This window comes from Gordonia humi (assembly GCF_014197435.1).
GTDB lineage: Bacteria > Actinomycetota > Actinomycetes > Mycobacteriales > Mycobacteriaceae > Gordonia > Gordonia humi.
The window spans coordinates 999175-1014682 of the sequence record NZ_JACIFP010000001.1 but is presented as its reverse complement, the minus strand read 5'-3'; the positions used below and the strand labels follow the sequence as shown (position 1 = coordinate 1014682).

The 15508-nt window shown below is 68.1% G+C and carries 15 protein-coding genes; 9 read left to right on the top strand and 6 right to left on the bottom strand.

The window, feature by feature from the left end:
* Nucleotides 1-83: 83 nt before the first annotated feature.
* Nucleotides 84-905, top strand: a complete 822-nt coding sequence (locus BKA16_RS04570) for a TMEM165/GDT1 family protein (RefSeq protein WP_183369558.1) — start codon at nt 84-86, stop codon at nt 903-905.
* A 55-nt stretch (nt 906-960) separates the two neighbouring features.
* Entirely contained in the window at nt 961-1722 is a 762-nt protein-coding gene (locus BKA16_RS04565; protein WP_183369557.1) for an SDR family NAD(P)-dependent oxidoreductase, read from the top strand.
* Nucleotides 1723-1743: 21 nt separating this feature from the next.
* Here the strand turns inward: BKA16_RS04565 and BKA16_RS04560 are convergent, their stop codons facing one another.
* From BKA16_RS04560 to BKA16_RS04550, 3 genes are all read right to left on the bottom strand, one after another.
* The gene (locus BKA16_RS04560; RefSeq protein ID WP_183369556.1) at nt 1744-2187 is read right to left on the bottom strand and encodes an XRE family transcriptional regulator; all 444 of its coding nucleotides are present in this window, start codon (nt 2185-2187) and stop codon (nt 1744-1746) included.
* A 95-nt stretch (nt 2188-2282) separates the two neighbouring features.
* Nucleotides 2283-3539, bottom strand: coding sequence for a L,D-transpeptidase (locus tag BKA16_RS04555; RefSeq protein WP_183369555.1), 1257 nt, complete (start codon nt 3537-3539; stop codon nt 2283-2285).
* Between the two features lie 10 nt (nt 3540-3549).
* On the bottom strand, nt 3550-5196 hold the full coding sequence (locus BKA16_RS04550; protein ID WP_183369554.1) for a TM0106 family RecB-like putative nuclease: 1647 nt from the start codon (nt 5194-5196) through the stop codon (nt 3550-3552).
* A gap of 136 nt (nt 5197-5332) precedes the next feature.
* Between BKA16_RS04550 and BKA16_RS04545 the strand changes: the two genes are divergently transcribed.
* From BKA16_RS04545 to BKA16_RS04525, 5 genes are all read left to right on the top strand, one after another.
* Complete coding sequence (locus tag BKA16_RS04545) at nt 5333-6049, top strand: DUF6474 family protein (protein WP_183369553.1); 717 nt, start codon at nt 5333-5335, stop codon at nt 6047-6049.
* 130 nt (nt 6050-6179) lie between these two features.
* Nucleotides 6180-6893, top strand: coding sequence for a cutinase family protein (locus tag BKA16_RS04540; protein ID WP_183369552.1), 714 nt, complete (start codon nt 6180-6182; stop codon nt 6891-6893).
* A 130-nt stretch (nt 6894-7023) separates the two neighbouring features.
* Nucleotides 7024-7884, top strand: a complete 861-nt coding sequence (locus BKA16_RS04535) for a 3-hydroxyacyl-CoA dehydrogenase (protein ID WP_183369551.1) — start codon at nt 7024-7026, stop codon at nt 7882-7884.
* 13 nt (nt 7885-7897) lie between these two features.
* On the top strand, nt 7898-9667 hold the full coding sequence (locus BKA16_RS04530) for an oleate hydratase (RefSeq protein WP_183369550.1): 1770 nt from the start codon (nt 7898-7900) through the stop codon (nt 9665-9667).
* 210 nt (nt 9668-9877) lie between these two features.
* Nucleotides 9878-10432 carry a hypothetical protein gene (locus BKA16_RS04525; protein WP_183369549.1) on the top strand — a complete coding sequence of 185 codons (555 nt, stop codon included), beginning with the start codon at nt 9878-9880 and terminating at the stop codon, nt 10430-10432.
* A 24-nt stretch (nt 10433-10456) separates the two neighbouring features.
* Here BKA16_RS04525 and BKA16_RS04520 read toward each other — a convergent pair whose 3' ends face one another.
* The 3 genes from BKA16_RS04520 to BKA16_RS04510 all read right to left on the bottom strand — a co-directional run bounded on the left by BKA16_RS04520 (nt 10457) and on the right by BKA16_RS04510 (nt 13442).
* The gene (locus tag BKA16_RS04520) at nt 10457-12004 is read right to left on the bottom strand and encodes a succinic semialdehyde dehydrogenase (protein WP_183369548.1); all 1548 of its coding nucleotides are present in this window, start codon (nt 12002-12004) and stop codon (nt 10457-10459) included.
* Between the two features lie 42 nt (nt 12005-12046).
* Complete coding sequence (rraA, locus tag BKA16_RS04515; protein WP_183369547.1) at nt 12047-12535, bottom strand: ribonuclease E activity regulator RraA; 489 nt, start codon at nt 12533-12535, stop codon at nt 12047-12049.
* Between the two features lie 151 nt (nt 12536-12686).
* Nucleotides 12687-13442, bottom strand: coding sequence for a LysR substrate-binding domain-containing protein (locus BKA16_RS04510; protein ID WP_183369546.1), 756 nt, complete (start codon nt 13440-13442; stop codon nt 12687-12689).
* A gap of 47 nt (nt 13443-13489) precedes the next feature.
* Between BKA16_RS04510 and BKA16_RS04505 the strand changes: the two genes are divergently transcribed.
* On the top strand, nt 13490-13873 hold the full coding sequence (locus BKA16_RS04505) for a DUF5997 family protein (RefSeq protein ID WP_183372892.1): 384 nt from the start codon (nt 13490-13492) through the stop codon (nt 13871-13873).
* Nucleotides 13870-15465, top strand: a complete 1596-nt coding sequence (locus tag BKA16_RS04500; RefSeq protein WP_183369545.1) for an FUSC family protein — start codon at nt 13870-13872, stop codon at nt 15463-15465. The genes BKA16_RS04505 and BKA16_RS04500 overlap by 4 nt, the downstream gene beginning before the upstream one ends.
* The last annotated feature ends 43 nt before the right edge of the window (nt 15466-15508 follow it).

The window sequence follows — 15508 nt, the reverse complement described above, 5'->3', positions numbered from 1 at the left end:
AGTCTCGTGCGGCCTCCCCACCTGCGATTTCGCGGATTCTCCGAGTGTTGAGTCCGGGACACAGGTCCCCCTAACCTGTGGTCATGATCGCTGCACTGGCGTTGAGCTTCGCCGTCATCTTCGTCGCCGAGTTGGGAGACAAGTCCCAGCTGATGGCGATGACGTTCGCACTCCGCTACCGCTGGTGGGTGGTGCTGACGGCGATCCTGACCGCGACGACACTGGTCCACGCCGCGTCGGTGTTCTTCGGGCACTTCCTCGGACTGTCGATCCCCACCGACCTGCTCGCGATCGTCGGCGGGCTGGCGATGATCGTGTTCGGGCTGTGGACCGTCCGGGGCGATGAACTCGACGACGACGAATCGTCGAAGGCGGGTCGCATCGGCGGGTCGGTGTTCCTGGCGGTCATGTCGGCGTTCCTGCTCGCCGAACTCGGCGACAAGACGATGCTGGCGACGATCACGCTGGCCGCCGATCACGACTGGCTCGGCGTCTGGATCGGTTCGACGATCGGCATGGTGGCCGCCGACGCCCTCGCGATCGTCGTCGGACGGGTCCTCGGACGACACCTTCCGGAGCGGACCATCGCGCTGGGCGCGGCCGTGCTGTTCTTCGCCTTCGGCATCTGGCTGATCGTCGACGGACTGATCGGCGCCTCCGCTCTCGTCACGGCCGCGACCCTCGTCGCGGTGGTTCTGATCGTGGCGGTCGGCGTCTGGTGGATCGTGGCGACGAACCGGCGGCGGTCTCGCCTCCGACTCTCTCGAGCGGAGTCGATGGGCGCGACCGGTATGGCGGGCCCGACCGCCGGAGGCGTCGCGACCAGCGAGAAGAACGACCAGGGGGCTACGCCGCCGACGCCGCAGACGGAGCTACCGATCGATCGCTCGGGCATGGTGGGTTAGAGTCACCACTGACCGGGCCGCATCCGGCCGCCGTCAGAAGAGAAGGACTCATCGCATGGACGTCACCGGCTCCGCCGTCATCGTCACCGGCGCCGCCTCCGGGCTGGGCGCTGCAACCGCCAAGCGTTTCGCCGCCGAAGGCGCCACCGTCTTCGGCATCGACCTGCAGCCCTCGATCGACAAGGCAGAGAAGGTCGAGGGCGTGAACCTCGTCGCCGCCGACGTCACCAGTGAGGACGAGGTGCAGGCGGTCATCGATCAGATCGTCGAGGCGGGTCTGCCGCTGCGCGTCGCCGTGAACTGTGCGGGCGTCGGCTGGGCCTCGCGCATCCTGGGCAAGGAGGGCCCGCACCCGCTGGACCTGTTCCGCAAGATCATCGAGATCAACCTCGTCGGCACGTTCAACGTGATGCGCCTGGCCGCCAACCGCATGCAGGCCGAGTCGGCGGTGAACGACGACAACGGTCGCGGCGTCATCATCAACACCGCGTCGGTCGCGGCGTTCGAGGGTCAGATCGGTCAGATCGCGTACACCGCGTCCAAGGGCGGCGTGCACGCCATGACCATCTCGGCTGCCCGCGACCTGGCTCGCGCCGGCGTCCGCGTCTGCACGATCGCGCCGGGGACCATCAACACGCCGATGCTCGACGGCGTCACCGACGAGTTCAAGAAGACCCTGTCGGCGGGCATCCCGTTCCCGCAGCGTCTCGGCGAGCCGAGCGAATACGCCGACCTGGCGGCGATGATCGTCGCCCACGACTACCTCAACGGCGAGACCATCCGGATGGACGGCGCTCTGCGCATGGCGCCGCGGTAGACCGCACGCACCCGGGGCCCGTCAGACCGCGTCGTCGACCAGGTGAAGGTCGGACGCGGCGGCGGGTCCTCGTCGTCGGTGGAGCACGTCGACGAGTTCGTCGACGACGGCGATCGTCTCCTTCGGCAGTCCGGCCAGCCGCTTGGCGACCCGGTGGACCTCCGGATCGGCCATGGCGCGGAACTGCTCGATCTCGTCCCGGGTGCGACGGGAGTCCTCATCGGTGAGGAAGTGTCGGATGTCCACGTCGAATGCCGCCGCCAGCCCCTCCACGGTCCGGAACGACGGCGACCTCGCCTTTCCTGAGCGCAACTGGCTCAGATACGACTCACCGATGCGGTATCCGCGATCGGCCGCCCGCTGCGCGATGGTCTTCGCACTGTACGGCCGACCGTCCGGTCCCGGAAGGTTTCTAAACAGCTCGTCCAGTCGCAGGGCGAAATCGCCCGCCTCCCCGTCCGACATGTACAACAGCCCCTCTCCAAGCCCCCCGGCTTCCGGTCCCCTGACGAGAACCGGATCGAGAGTCATTCAAGCGCGAGGACGGTTGCAGATGCAACTCAACGCGCCGACTTGGACTTGCTCGCCGGAGTCGGAGCGCCCTTGGGAGTCGCGGGCACGTCTTTGGTCTTCGGCTCGCCGCCGAGCGCCGACATCGACGTCCACTGCTCCCAACCGAAGATCCAGTCGTAGATGTCTCCGTCGGCCTCCGACATCTCGATGCGGGTGCCGGTCACTTCGACCGGGTCGCCGTAGACGGCGGTCTCGAAGTACTGCTGCGCACCCTCGAGCGACAGGTTGATGCAGCCGTTGGTGACGTTCGACGCGCCCTGCACGCCGAGGGTCTCCGGGTTGGCGTGGATGAACTCGCCGTTGTTGGAGATGCGCACGGCCCACCGCTCGGGAATGTTGAAGTATCCCGCTTCCGGATTCGTCATGTTGAACTGCTCGTACTTCTCGCTGACGACGTGGATGCCCGACCGGGTGACGTTCCGGTCGAGGTCGCCCTCGCCGTAGCTGCACGGAAGAGTCATCAGGGTGGCGCCGTCGCGCACCACCACGATCTGGTGCGACGACGCGTCGGCCTTGACGATCTGCGAACGCCCGATCGTGAAGTCGCTGGTGACGTCGTCGGCGCCGTACGCGCCCTCACCCATGGCGACGCCGTACAGCTTGGCGTCCATGTGGACCTTGGTGCCCGGAGCCCAGTACTCCTTGGGTCGCCAGTGCGCCCGCGAACCGTTGTCCTCGCCGAGCCACGCCCACGAGCCCTCGGTGTGCGGGGTGGTGGTGACCGTCAGCACCTTCTCGACCGCGGCCTTGTCCTCGATCGTCCCGTCGAACTGCAGGATGAGCGGCGCGGCGATGCCGACCTCCTGACCGTCGGCGATGTTCACGACGACGTTGATCTGTTGATCGGGCGTCAGCGTCGTGATCGATCCGGCGAGCGGGACCCGACGGCCGTCGTCGCCGATCGCGGTGCCCTTCCACGTGTACGTGCCGCCGTAGCCGAGAGGCTCGCCGACGATGAACGTCGTCTTGTCGGTGGAGAGCTCGCCCTTGACCTTCTTGCCCGCGGCGTTGACCAGGGCGACGTCCCGCCCGAGGGTGCCGTCTGAGACGGTCACCGAGATCTTGTCGACCGGGCTCACCCCGTCGGCGCCGACCGCCGGAGCATAGGTCAGTCGCGCGGCCGGGTCCTTCGGAGCGTCATCGGCGGTGGAGTCGGTACCGCACGCTGCCGCGACCAATCCGAGCGCGCCGATTCCGACTGCGGAGAGGAAGGCACGCCGACTGGTGTTGTCCTGCGTTGTCATTCCACTCAGATTACCGGTCGCGACGGCCGATCAGCTCATCGGCCAGTGGTAAATTCAGCACATTTTCAGACGAGATCCATTCTCTCAGGACCTTTGTGGCCTGCACATCGTCCTCGTTGTAGGTCAGCAGACGTTCCCGCTGCGACAGATCGAGGCGACCGCCGTCGAGCGCGACGGCCGCCGCGTACCACTCCATGGACGCCTCACCACTGGCCTCGTCGTCGCGCCAGCCGAATCCGGCGATCGGCGCGATCCTCTTGAGTCCCTTGCCCCGCGGGCACACGAAGTTGCGGCCGACGGCCTCGAAGACGTCCACCCACTCGTCGGACGCGATGAACGCGTCGACCTCGGCGCGGGACGGGACGCCGTCGACGACGCCGTGGAACCGGTCGGCGCTCCCGCGCAGCCATCGATTCTCGGCCTGCTGCGAATAGCAGTAGGCCGCGAAGGTCTTGTCCGCGGCGTGTGCGGCGGCGCGTTCGGCGGTCAGCCAGGTCCAGAACTCGGCGAACGAACGCCCCTCGTCGCGTGTCGGCAGCGGATCCCAGGTCACGAACGCCCGATAGCGGACTTCGCGATCGGGATCCGTGGTGTCGGTGAGCAGGGTGCCCCACATGTAGGCGCCCCGCTCCGAGTAGCTCTCCATGTCGACGTCCACCTCGACGTCGGCGCGCCGGACGCTCGGTCGGTCACTGCGACGGGCCAACGGCAGCCCGTCCACCCAGCAGCGGGCCGAGACGATCGCGTCGTCGAACGAGACCGCACGCGGCCAGGCCCCCGGCGGACCGCCGCGATGGTCGGCGAGCGCGTCGACGGTGGTGATCCCGGCGTCGACGAGGACACCGGCCTGACCACCGCCGACCACCAGGCTCACATCGCGTCGCCGCGTCAGCTCGTCCTCGCACCGCGACCACCAGTGACAACTACGGCACTCGCCGACGCGACGCGGGCCGGTGTCCACCTCGCCGTCGACGACCGCACGGCGACGAGCGAACACCTCCGCGTACTCGACGAGCGCGGCGTCGAGCGGAACAGCGACGATGCAGTCCGCGTCCAGCCCGATGAGACCGCCCCAGCGACCGTCGGCGACGGCGCCCCAGCCGAGGTCGTCGAGCATGGCGGTCAAATGCGCCAACCGGAGCACGTCGCGGCGTTGCGACCGGGCCGACCGGCCTGCGTCGACGGCCGGACGCCACCCCCACAGCGGGCTGGTCCGCAGAGTGGCAGGCGGCGCGTCCGGCCCGCGGTCGGGGTTGGCCGGGGTCGTGACACGGTGATTGACGACGATGAGCGGCAGATAGCCGTCGCCCACCCGGACCAGCGCTTCGGCGTGACCGCGACGGCCGCGTTCGACGTCGGTGGGCAGCGCGGCGCGGAAGATCCAGTCGGCACCGGAGGAGACCGCGGCGCGGGTGGCCGCCACCCGATCGCGGTGCGGACCGTCGTCGACGGTGATCACGGCGCATTCGGGCTTGTCGCTCTGGAATCCGTGCAGCGTCGCGATGACCGCGTCGCGATGACTTTGAGCGGCGTCGATGCGACGGCGGGCCTCCGGCGTCACATCGGACGCCGCGGCGTCGCCTCGCTCGGTGGCGTCGAGGGCGAGCCGATGTTCGCATCCACTGAGGTTGCGCGCCCCCAGAACAGCAGAACTCACGTGCTCGGACCCCACTTCGTCATCGTCACCGCAACCTCGTCCCACACCGGACCGAGTGATTCACTACCCCACGAGACTATGCAAAGGTAGAGACAGCCATTTGCAGGTGTCGAGATTCCGATGGAGAGGCCAGGGCATGGGACTGCTCTCATCCGTGCGCAAGACGCGTACTGATCGCAAGGCGGGCAAGAAGATCCGCAAGGCCGAGGAGAAGGCGATCAAGTTCCGCGCCAAGGCGCAGGCCAAAGCCGAGTCCGCGGCCGATCGCAAGCTCCGTAAGAAGGAGCTGCGTACCGAGCACAAGTTCCACAAACGCGGGCAGAAGGCCGAGCGGAAGACCGTCAAGACCTCGGCCAAGGCACAGGAGAAGGTGGCCGCCGCCGAAGCGAAGTCGATCGCCGAACAGGCGAAGGCCGACGCCGCGAAAGCGATGTTCACCCCCGCCAAGATGAGGCGTTATCTGACCGTCGGCCGCATGGCGGCGCCCGTCCTCGTGCCGATCGCGTACCGCGGGGCCGTGGCCGCACGCGCTCAGCTGACACAGGTCCGCGCGCGTCGCGCGGGTGTTCCGGCCGACGTACTCACCCGCTACGGCGGCCCGAGTGCGGCGCTGCGCGCGCGGATCGCCACTTCTCGCGAGTCGGCGACCAAGGTCGGCGCGGCCGAGAACAGCGCCGAGGGCAAGGCCTTCGTCGACGCCATGTCGGCGCGCCTGAGCAACCTCGAGGTCGCCGCCGACGCCGCCGATGCGATGCCGCCCGCCCAGCGCAAGTCCGCACACCGGGCCATCGACAACGAACTGACCGCGATCGACAACGATCTCCTGGCCCGATTGAACGTTCACCCGGCCTGAATCGGGGCTCAGCGCACACGATGGCGCACGACGGTGTCGGTCAGACACCGTCGTGCGCCATCGTTTTGGGGAACTCGCGCGGTTCTCTCGCCACGCCCGCCGCGAGGGGAGTTCGTGATTAAGTAGGTTCATGCGGAAGCGACTTCTCGTCCTGATGTCCGGTGTCCTCCTCGCGTTCAGCGGCGTGTCGTGGGCGCATACGGCGATCGCGGCCGCAGCGCCCGGCTGCGCCGACGTCCACGTGCTCTTCGCACGCGGCACCGCCGAGACCGCTCCCCCGCTCGGGGTCACCGGCATCGCGTTCGAGAACGCACTGCGCAACCGCGTGCACGGCGAGTCGATCCGCGTCGAACCGGTGAAGTACGCGGCCAGCAGCGATTTCGGGAACAAGTTGAAGTTCGCCGAGACGGTCGTCACCGGCATCGCACACACCCAGGACCGGGTCCGGCAGATCGCCGCGGCGTGCCCGAACACCGACATCGTGCTCGGCGGCTACTCGCAGGGAGCCGCGCTCGCCGCGTACGCGGTCGCCGACTCGTACGACCTCCCGGCCGCGTACACCCGCTATCGGCAGTACGCGCCGACGCCGATGCCCGCCGGACTCGCCGCCCGGGTGAAGGCCGTCGTCCTGTTCGCGCCGCCCTCGGCGCGATTCCTGCGGGATGCGGGCGCCCCGACGATGCACGTCGGAAAGGCGTACGCCGGTAAGACCCTCCGCATCTGTGCCCCCGGTGACAACATCTGCGACGGCGCACCGCTGGCGGGACCGAACGCGATCCACCTCCTGTACCCGGTGAACGGTTCCACCGAGCGGGCGGCGGGGTACGTCGCGCGCCGCGTCTAGGCGACTTCGTTCGCCCCGGTGACCGCCGGGGACGAGGTCGCGCGTGGTCCGCACTCAATTCTGTGCGCGATACACCCCAACCGGTGCAAATTCGACGCTCTGCGCGTAATTCGCGAATACCGTCGGCCCCATGTCTGCAATCACGCGCATAACGGTCCTCGGCACTGGAGTCCTCGGCTCCCAGATCGCCTTCCAATCGGCGTACAGCGGTAAAACCGTCCACGCCTACGACATCAACGACGACGTCCTCGTCACCGCCCGTGAACGCGCCCAGGGGCTGGCGAAGACGTATCTGAACGAGGTGGCGGGCGCCACGCAGGCATCAGTGGACGCCGCCCTCGACCGTCTGACCTTCACCTCCGACCTCTCGGTGGCCGCCGCCGACGCCGACCTGGTGATCGAGGCCGTTCCCGAGGTCCTGTCGATCAAGCAGGACACCTTCTCGAAGTTGAACGACGTCGCCCCGGCCAAGACGATCTTCGCCACGAACTCGTCCACACTGCTGCCCAGCGACATCGCTCCGTCGAGCGGTCGCGAGGACCGATTCCTGGCCATGCACTTCGCGAACCGCGTGTGGCAGTTCAACACCGCCGAGATCATGGGCACCCCGAACACCAGCAAGGCGAGCTTCGACGCCGTCGTCGAATGCGCGAGCGAGATCGGCATGGTGCCGATCCCGATGCACAAGGAGAAGGCGGGCTACGTCCTGAACTCCCTGCTGGTGCCGTTCCTGTCGGCGGCCGCGCAACTCGCCGCGGGCGACTACGCCGACCCGAAGGACGTCGACAACGTCTGGCGGGTGGCCACCGGAGCACCCATGGGCCCGTTCCAGATCTACGACATCGTCGGTCTCAACACCCCGTACAACATCATGATGGCCGGCGACGAGGAACAGCAGGCCCTGGGCCGATGGCTCAAGGAGACCTACATCGACAAGGGTCGGCTGGGCATGGCCAGCGGCCACGGCTTCTACGACTACACCGAGAACTGAGCGGGGACCGATCATGCACTACGACGCTGGAAACTACGAAGCATTCGCTCGTCCCCGCAAGCCCGCGGGTGTGGACGACAAGACCGCCTGGTTCGTCGGCGCGGGCCTCGCATCGCTCGCCGGTGCGGCGTTCCTCATCCGCGACGGCCAGATGAGCGGTGACAAGATCACCATCTTCGAGGAGCTCGACCTGCCCGGCGGCGCCCTCGACGGCATCAAGGCCCCGGAGAAGGGCTTCGTCATCCGCGGCGGTCGCGAGATGGAGAACCATTTCGAGTGCCTGTGGGATCTGTTCCGCTCGATCCCGTCGCTGGAGATCGACGGGGCGAGTGTCCTCGACGAGTTCTACTGGCTCAACAAGGACGACCCCAACTTCTCGTTGCAGCGCGCCACCGTGAATCAGGGACAGGACGCGCACACCGACAACCGGTTCGACCTCACCGACCGATCCCAGAAGGATCTCGTCCAGTTGTTCTTCGCCACCCGCGAGGAGATGGAGAACAAGCGGATCAACGAGGTGATGAGCCAGGACTTCCTGGACAGCAAGTTCTGGCTGTACTGGCGCACCATGTTCGCCTTCGAGGAGTGGCACAGCGCCCTGGAGATGAAGCTGTACCTGCACCGCTTCATTCATCACATCAAGGGTCTGCCCGACCTGTCGACGCTCAAGTTCACCAAGTACAACCAGTACGAGTCGCTGGTGCTGCCGCTGTACCGGTGGCTGCTCGATCAGGGCGTCAACGTGCACTTCTCGACGACGGTCACCGACGTCGACTTCGACATCGACGACACCCGCAAGCAGGCCACCCGGATCAGTTGGGTGCGCGACGGCGAAGAGGGCGGCGTCGACCTGGGTCCGGACGATCTGGTGTTCATGACGATCGGCTCGCTCACCGAGAACTCCGACGAGGGCGATCAGCACACGCCGGCGCAGCTGAACCGCGGTCCGGCCCCCGCGTGGGACCTGTGGCGGACAGTCGCCGAGAAGGATCCGTCGTTCGGTCGCCCGGGTGTGTTCGCCGATCACATCGATGAGACCAAGTGGGAGTCGTGCACGGTCACGACCCTCGACAAGCGGATCCCCGAGTACATCCAGAAGATCACCAAGCGCGATCCGTTCAGCGGGAAGGTCGTCACCGGCGGCATCGTCACCGCGAAGGACTCGAACTGGCTGATGAGCTGGACCGTGAACCGACAGCCGCACTTCAAGCAGCAGCCCGACGACCAGATCGTCGTGTGGGTGTACGGCCTGTTCCCGGACAAGGTCGGCGACTACGTCGGTAAGACGATGGCCGAGTGCACCGGTGAGGAGATCTGCCGGGAGTGGCTGTACCACATGGGCGTTCCGACCAACCAGATCGACGAGCTCGCCGCGACCGGCGCCAAGTCGGTGCCGGTGATGATGCCGTACGTGACCTCGTTCTTCATGCCGCGGCAGGCGGGCGACCGCCCCGACGTGGTGCCCGAGGGCGCGGTGAACTTCGCGTTCATCGGCCAGTTCTCCGAGAGCCCGAGCCGCGACTGCATCTTCACCACCGAGTACTCGGTCCGCACCCCGATGGAGGCCGTGTACACGCTGCTCGACATCGAACGCGCGGTCCCCGAGGTGTTCGGCTCCACGTACGACGTCCGGTACCTGCTGAACGCGACCTCGCGCCTGCGCGACGGCGCGGAGGTCGAGCTCCCCGGACCGCACGTGCTGCGCAAGAAGATCTACGAGAAGTTCCAGGGCAATGAGGTCGGTCAGCTCATCGCCGAGTACGACCTGATCAAGGAGCCGTAGACGGCCCGTCGAGCTGTCCTCTGCCGGTCGAGCGGAGTCGAGACCCTCTCTCGGCTCCGCTCGATCCGCGCAGCGACCGCGCTCGTCCAGTACCGACCCCGCGACTCTGTCATCCGAACGGGCTAACAGATCGGCGTCGGGCGGCCGATAGTCCCAGTAGGCGCCGCGGCAGCGGACCCGTCGACCGCCCGGAGGGAGCGTCCATCCGACATGACACGATCGATCCGAACACGAGTCCTCGTCGCAGCGTGTGCGACCGCGGCCGCGGTCGGCACCGGACTCGCGCCCGCAGCGCAGGCGGCGCCACCCCCGGCGACCAGCACGGTGACCTTCCACATTCCGGCCGTCGGCGGACTGGAGATCGGTCCGGGCGGCGTTCCCGGCGGCTCGTTCCAGCGGACCGTCGTGACCGCGCGGCCCGGCATCCGCCCGATGATCCATCCGGCTCCGCCCGCGACCGTCGAGTTCGACGTGCGGAACATCGCCCCGTACCACTACCAGTACAACTACCGGTACCTGTCGGTGAACTGGCGCAATCTGCGCACCGGGAAGACCGGCCACGTGCGTCTGCGGCATTGGGATCTGCCGAAGACCCTGCGCGCCGACGACCCGACGTATCCGGCCACGCTGTCGACGTCCGCGGTCGCCACGACCGGGGGCGGCCCCGTGGTCGCCTCCGTCTCGGTGATGCGAACGCAGTGGAAGGCGCCGTCGACCGTGATCAGTGTGATCCCCGGTGCGACGGCGCTCGACGTGCCGCAGTAGGCGAGCGGCTCGGCCGCGCGAGTACTACCGGCCCGGGAGGTACTTCAGCGACTTGATGATCGCCGGAGTGAGCTTGAGGTACAGGCTCTGCGGGACGCCCTTGATACCGTCGAGGCCGATGACGCGCTGAGTCGCGATGGTCTGCGGCTCGGTGTACTTGAGCAGACCTTCCTGACCGTGGCGGCGCCCCATGCCGGAGATCCCCATACCGCCCATCGGCGCCGCGGTCGACCCCCACGCGGCGGCGTACCCCTCGTTGATGTTGACGGTGCCCGCGTGCAGGCGCTCGGCGATCTTCTGCGCCTGCGAGTCGCTGCCGGCGAACACGCTGGCGTTGAGGCCGTACTCGGTGTCGTTGGCGCGTTCGATCGCCTCGTCGACGTCGTCGACCGGGTAGATCGACACGAGGGGACCGAAGGTCTCGTCGCCGTAGCAGGTCATCTCGTCGCTGACGCCGGTGAGGACGGTCGGCTCGAAGAAGAACGGGCCGAGGTCGGCGCGCCTGCGGCCGCCCGCGAGGACCGTTGCGCCCTTGGCGACGGCGTCGTCGACGTGCGCCTGCACGGTGTCGATCTGCTGTGCGGACGCGAGTGACCCCATGTCGGCGGCGAAATCGTACGACGAGGAGAGCTTCATGTCCGTCACGTGCTCGGCGAAGCGTCGGCTGAACTCCTCGGCGATGGATCGCTCGACGTAGATCCGCTCGATCGAGATGCACAGTTGTCCCGAGTTCGAGAAGCACGCGCGTGCGGCGCCGGAGACGGCGTCGTCGATGTTCACCCCGTCGGTGACGATCATCGGGTTCTTACCGCCCAGCTCCGCGGAGAAGCCGATGAGCCGCTGTCCCGCCTGCGCGGCGAGCGTGGCCCCGGTCGCCGACGATCCGGTGAACATGACGTAATCGGTCGACGCCACGATCGCCTGTCCCACAACCGATCCCGGCCCCGGAACCACTGCGAACAGCTCACGCGGCAGACCCGCCTTGTGGAGCAGTTCGGCGAGCGCGAGCGCACAGTACGGCGTGTTGGAGTCGGGCTTGATGACCACCGCGTTGCCCGCGATGAGCGCGGCGACGGCATCGCTCACGGCCAGGGTCAGCGGGTAGTTCCACGGGCTGATGACGCCGACGACGCCCTTCGGCTGGTAGCGCACCCGCGCCTGCGTGGCACCCGGCAGCATGCCCTGCACATTGTGCTCGGCGAGCATGCCCGGCCCCTGCTGCGAGTAGTAGCGCGCGGTCAGCGCGACGTCGATGACCTCTTCTTGCGCGTAGATCCGCGCCTTGCCGGTCTCGGCCTGCGCGATGTCCATGAGTTCGTCGGCCGCTCCGTGGACGAGCTCGGAGAAGGCGGCGATCACCTTGGCGCGCTGGGCCGGGGTACGCGCGGCCCAGTCGGTCTGCGCGGTCCGCGCCGTGGCGACGGCCGCGGTCAGATCGTCGGCGGTACCGACCGGGATCGTCGCCATCTCGGCGCCGCTGAACGCTTCGAGGACGGATTTGGTGGGACGACCGTCTTCGACTGCCGCGAGAGCGGCGAGACGGGTGAAATACGCGGGTGAGGGCTTCGGCATGGCTACTCCTGAAAGTTGAGGCGTGCAGGTCAGGCGTGCAGATCAGGTGTTCGGGGCGACGAGGACGACACCGTCGTCGTCGGAGTAGGCGTAATCGCCCGGGTTGAAGGTGACGCCGCCGAGGTCGATCGGCACGTCCCGCTCGCCCGCCCCCGTCTTGGTGGACTTGCGCGGGTTGGTGCCGAGAGCCTTGACGCCGATCGCCATGCCGCCGATGGTCTTGGCGTCGCGGATCGCACCGTTGGCGATGATGCCGACCCACCCGTTCGAGCGGCCGAGTTCGGCGATGATGTCGCCGACCAGCGCGGTGTGCACAGAGGCGTCGCCGTCGATCACGAGGACGCCGCCCTCGTTCGGCTCGGACAGGATCGACTTGAGCAGCGCGTTGTCCTGGAAGCAGCGGACGGTGCTCACGCGGCCGACGAACTCGCGGTTGCCGCCGTACTGGGTGAACTGGGTGTCGCAGCTGCGGACGTCGGCGCCGATCTCGTCGACGAGGTCTGCGGTCGGGGTGAAGGTCAGCGAGGTCATGAGCGCAGTCTATGCGTTCGACCTACTCCAGAGTAACCCCCGGTTACGGGTATCACGCGGAGGTGAGAGGCATGCGGCGCGGATCTCGAGAGTCCGACGAGTTCGGCGATATCGGCTCGAGCGGGTCTCCTGATCCTCAGCGCCCGGCACGTCAGCGTGAACGCCTGCCTCGGGTTCCGCGCGCGGCACCGCCGCGCGATCGACCGGGGACCTTCCCCGCGGCCTGGCGCGCGGCCCGTTTCGCGGCGGCCTTCTCCTTCGCCGACCGCTTCGGCGCGGGCGCGGAGTCGCCGCGCGACGAGTTCGGCTTCCGCCCGCGGACGATCCCGATGAAGTCGTCGGCCAGATCCGACGTCGGATCGCGCCACAGCAGCCCGACGGAACTGGTCGGCGCGTCGGTCACCGTCCGATAGACCAGATCCCTGCGGTGGTGCAGACGCGCCAACGACTGCGGCACCAGCAGGAGGCCGACTCCGGCCGCGACGAGTTCGATCGCGTCGCCGGTGCTCACCGGTCGGTGATCGATCGCGGTGCCGGGACGTGCGGCGACGACGAGCGGCTCGTCGAGCGGCCACAGGAACTGCTCGTCGGCGACGTCGGCGAGTGTCAGCTCGTCGCCCGCGGTCAGCACATGATCCTTCGGGACCACCACGACCGTCGTCTCCTCGTACAGCGCGATCGTGTGGTGAGGACCGGGGTCGGCATGCGACAGAGCATCGGGCAGTCGTGTGATCGCCATATCGACCGATCCGCCGCCGATCGCACCCGCCGTCGCCGCGACCTCGAGCGGAATCAGGTCGAGCGGCACGTCCGCCTTGCGGTCGGTCCAGATCCGGACCCATTTCGCCGGGGTGACGCCCGGAACGTATGCCACCCGGAATCGTTGCTGGTCCTCGCCCGTGCTCACGGAACGAGGCTACCGCCCGATACCCTTGACCCATGAGTTCTCAGTCGATGAAGCCGGCTACCGCAGCAAAGAAGTTGGACGTGTACCTGCCGGCGACCCCGGTGGAGTTCCGGGAGAACTTCATCACTCGCTCAGAACTCATGGCGCTCCAAGCCGATCCTCCGGAGTGGTTGCGCGAACTGCGCGCCAACGGGCCGCATCCGAGGAACCTCGTCGCGGGCAGGCTCGGCGTCTCCAACTCGGGTCTCACCCGAAACGGCATCACCGGTGCACTGACCACGGACGAGATCAAGGCGCTGCTCGACGAGATGCCCGAGTGGCTCGTCGCCGAACGCGCCCAGCACGTCGAGGTTCTGCGCGAGCAGCGACGCATCCGTTCGCTGCACGCGGATCGTCGTCGCGCCCGGGAACAAGCCGAAGCCGACGAGTGACCGACTCCGACGCTCCCGCTCCCCCACCGCGCCCCGCGGCTCGCGGTCTGCTGCTGCGCCGACCGTCGACTCGCGGTCGGTGGGCTCCGGCGATCAGAGCCGGTGCGGCGCTCGCGATCTCGTCGTCGATTCTTCTGGCCTGCGGATTCGGACACGATTCGCTACTCGCCGCGCTCGGCGTGTTCGCGGCCCTGTACGGCGAGGGCCGACCGTACCGGTTCCGGTGGAAGGCGGTCCTGACGGCCGGATCCCTGCTGCTCGCGGCCGCCGCACTGTTCGGACTGTGGGGCTCGGCCATCGGTCCGCTCGCCTCGATACCGCAGATGATCGGCGTGGTGGCCGGGCTCACGGTGTTCACCGCCGTGACCGTGTTCGTCACGAGCGCTCTCCGACTCGGTCCGCCCGGACCGTACTTCTTCGTCCTGGTGTCCGGGATCGGCGGACTCGTCGGTCAACACGGCGTGCCGATCGACCACCTCGCGTTGTTCGTCGCGACAGGCGTCGTCGTCGCCCTCGCGATGAGCATGGCAGCGGCGCTGTGGCGGCCGCACGGACCCGAGACTGCGGCCACGATCGCCGCGGTGACCGCCGCGGAGAGGTATCTCGCCGAGAACGCGGATGCCGCACCGGCCGCGCGGCACGGCGTCGCACTGTCGACGCTGCGGGCGTGGTCGGTTCTGCACGACGCCGCGGCAACCGACACCGAACTGGCACAACGACTCTGGACCAGTCACCAGAAGATCCACGGGGCCGAGGTCGCCACGTTCGTCGTACCGCTGCCGCGACCGAGCATCCTCCGACGATTGCAGTCCGCGAGTCGACTCGGTTCACATGCGACGATCAGCGCACTGCGCGCCTCCTCGGCCGCGGCGATCGCGGGCACCATCGCCGTCGTCTCGGGTCTCGGCCGACCCGACTGGGCAGTCCTGGGTGCCGCACTTGTGCTGCAGATGGGCCCCGACCGCGTCCACGGAACCGTCCGCGGTGTGCATCGAGTGGCCGGCACCGTCGTCGGCGTCGGACTGTTCGCCGGCCTCTACGCGTTGGACCTCCCGATCGCCGCATTGCTCGCCGTCCTCACCGTTCTCAATGTGCTGATCGAGCTCACGATCAGCACCAACTACGCGATCGCCGTCATGTTAATCACTCCGTTGTCCCTGCTCATCGGCGGTCCGTCCACACCGTTGGCCGAGCAGGTGCGCGACCGTGTCCTGGAGACCGTCCTCGGTGTCGGCGTCGCCCTGATCACGGCGTGGCTGCTGCTGCCTCGCGCACACCGTCGCACCCTGCGTGACGCCGACGCGGCAGCACTCGCCGCCGGACGACACCTCGTCGACGACGGCGCCGCGAACCCCGTCGATTCCCCCGAGATGCGCGTCGATCGGCGCGATCTCCAGTGGCAGCTGTTGGAGGCCGAGCTCGCCGCCACCGACAGCGCCTGCGACGATCCCGACTGGGCACGCGCCTACTGGCCCGAGCACGCGCGGGTCCGTGACCTCGGATATGAGGTCCTCGGCGCGTGCTGGCGGACGCCGCTCGGCCTGCCGATCGACGCCCAGACCCGAGCGCACCTGACCGAGCGGATCGGCTGACCCGGGGCGCCGGAACTGCCAGGCTGAGTCCACACACCGACTC

What these genes read in the sequence shown, in the direction of transcription:
- BKA16_RS04570 (WP_183369558.1), top strand. Translation starts at nt 84, where the DNA reads ATGATCGCTGCACTGGCGTTGAGCTTCGCCGTCATCTTCGTCGCCGAG.
- BKA16_RS04565 (WP_183369557.1), top strand. Translation starts at nt 961, where the DNA reads ATGGACGTCACCGGCTCCGCCGTCATCGTCACCGGCGCCGCCTCCGGG.
- BKA16_RS04560 (WP_183369556.1), bottom strand. Translation starts at nt 2,187, where the DNA reads ATGTCGGACGGGGAGGCGGGCGATTTCGCCCTGCGACTGGACGAGCTG.
- BKA16_RS04555 (WP_183369555.1), bottom strand. Translation starts at nt 3,539, where the DNA reads ATGACAACGCAGGACAACACCAGTCGGCGTGCCTTCCTCTCCGCAGTC.
- BKA16_RS04545 (WP_183369553.1), top strand. Translation starts at nt 5,333, where the DNA reads ATGGGACTGCTCTCATCCGTGCGCAAGACGCGTACTGATCGCAAGGCG.
- BKA16_RS04540 (WP_183369552.1), top strand. Translation starts at nt 6,180, where the DNA reads ATGCGGAAGCGACTTCTCGTCCTGATGTCCGGTGTCCTCCTCGCGTTC.
- BKA16_RS04535 (WP_183369551.1), top strand. Translation starts at nt 7,024, where the DNA reads ATGTCTGCAATCACGCGCATAACGGTCCTCGGCACTGGAGTCCTCGGC.
- BKA16_RS04530 (WP_183369550.1), top strand. Translation starts at nt 7,898, where the DNA reads ATGCACTACGACGCTGGAAACTACGAAGCATTCGCTCGTCCCCGCAAG.
- BKA16_RS04525 (WP_183369549.1), top strand. Translation starts at nt 9,878, where the DNA reads ATGACACGATCGATCCGAACACGAGTCCTCGTCGCAGCGTGTGCGACC.
- BKA16_RS04520 (WP_183369548.1), bottom strand. Translation starts at nt 12,004, where the DNA reads ATGCCGAAGCCCTCACCCGCGTATTTCACCCGTCTCGCCGCTCTCGCG.
- rraA (WP_183369547.1), bottom strand. Translation starts at nt 12,535, where the DNA reads ATGACCTCGCTGACCTTCACCCCGACCGCAGACCTCGTCGACGAGATC.
- BKA16_RS04505 (WP_183372892.1), top strand. Translation starts at nt 13,490, where the DNA reads ATGAAGCCGGCTACCGCAGCAAAGAAGTTGGACGTGTACCTGCCGGCG.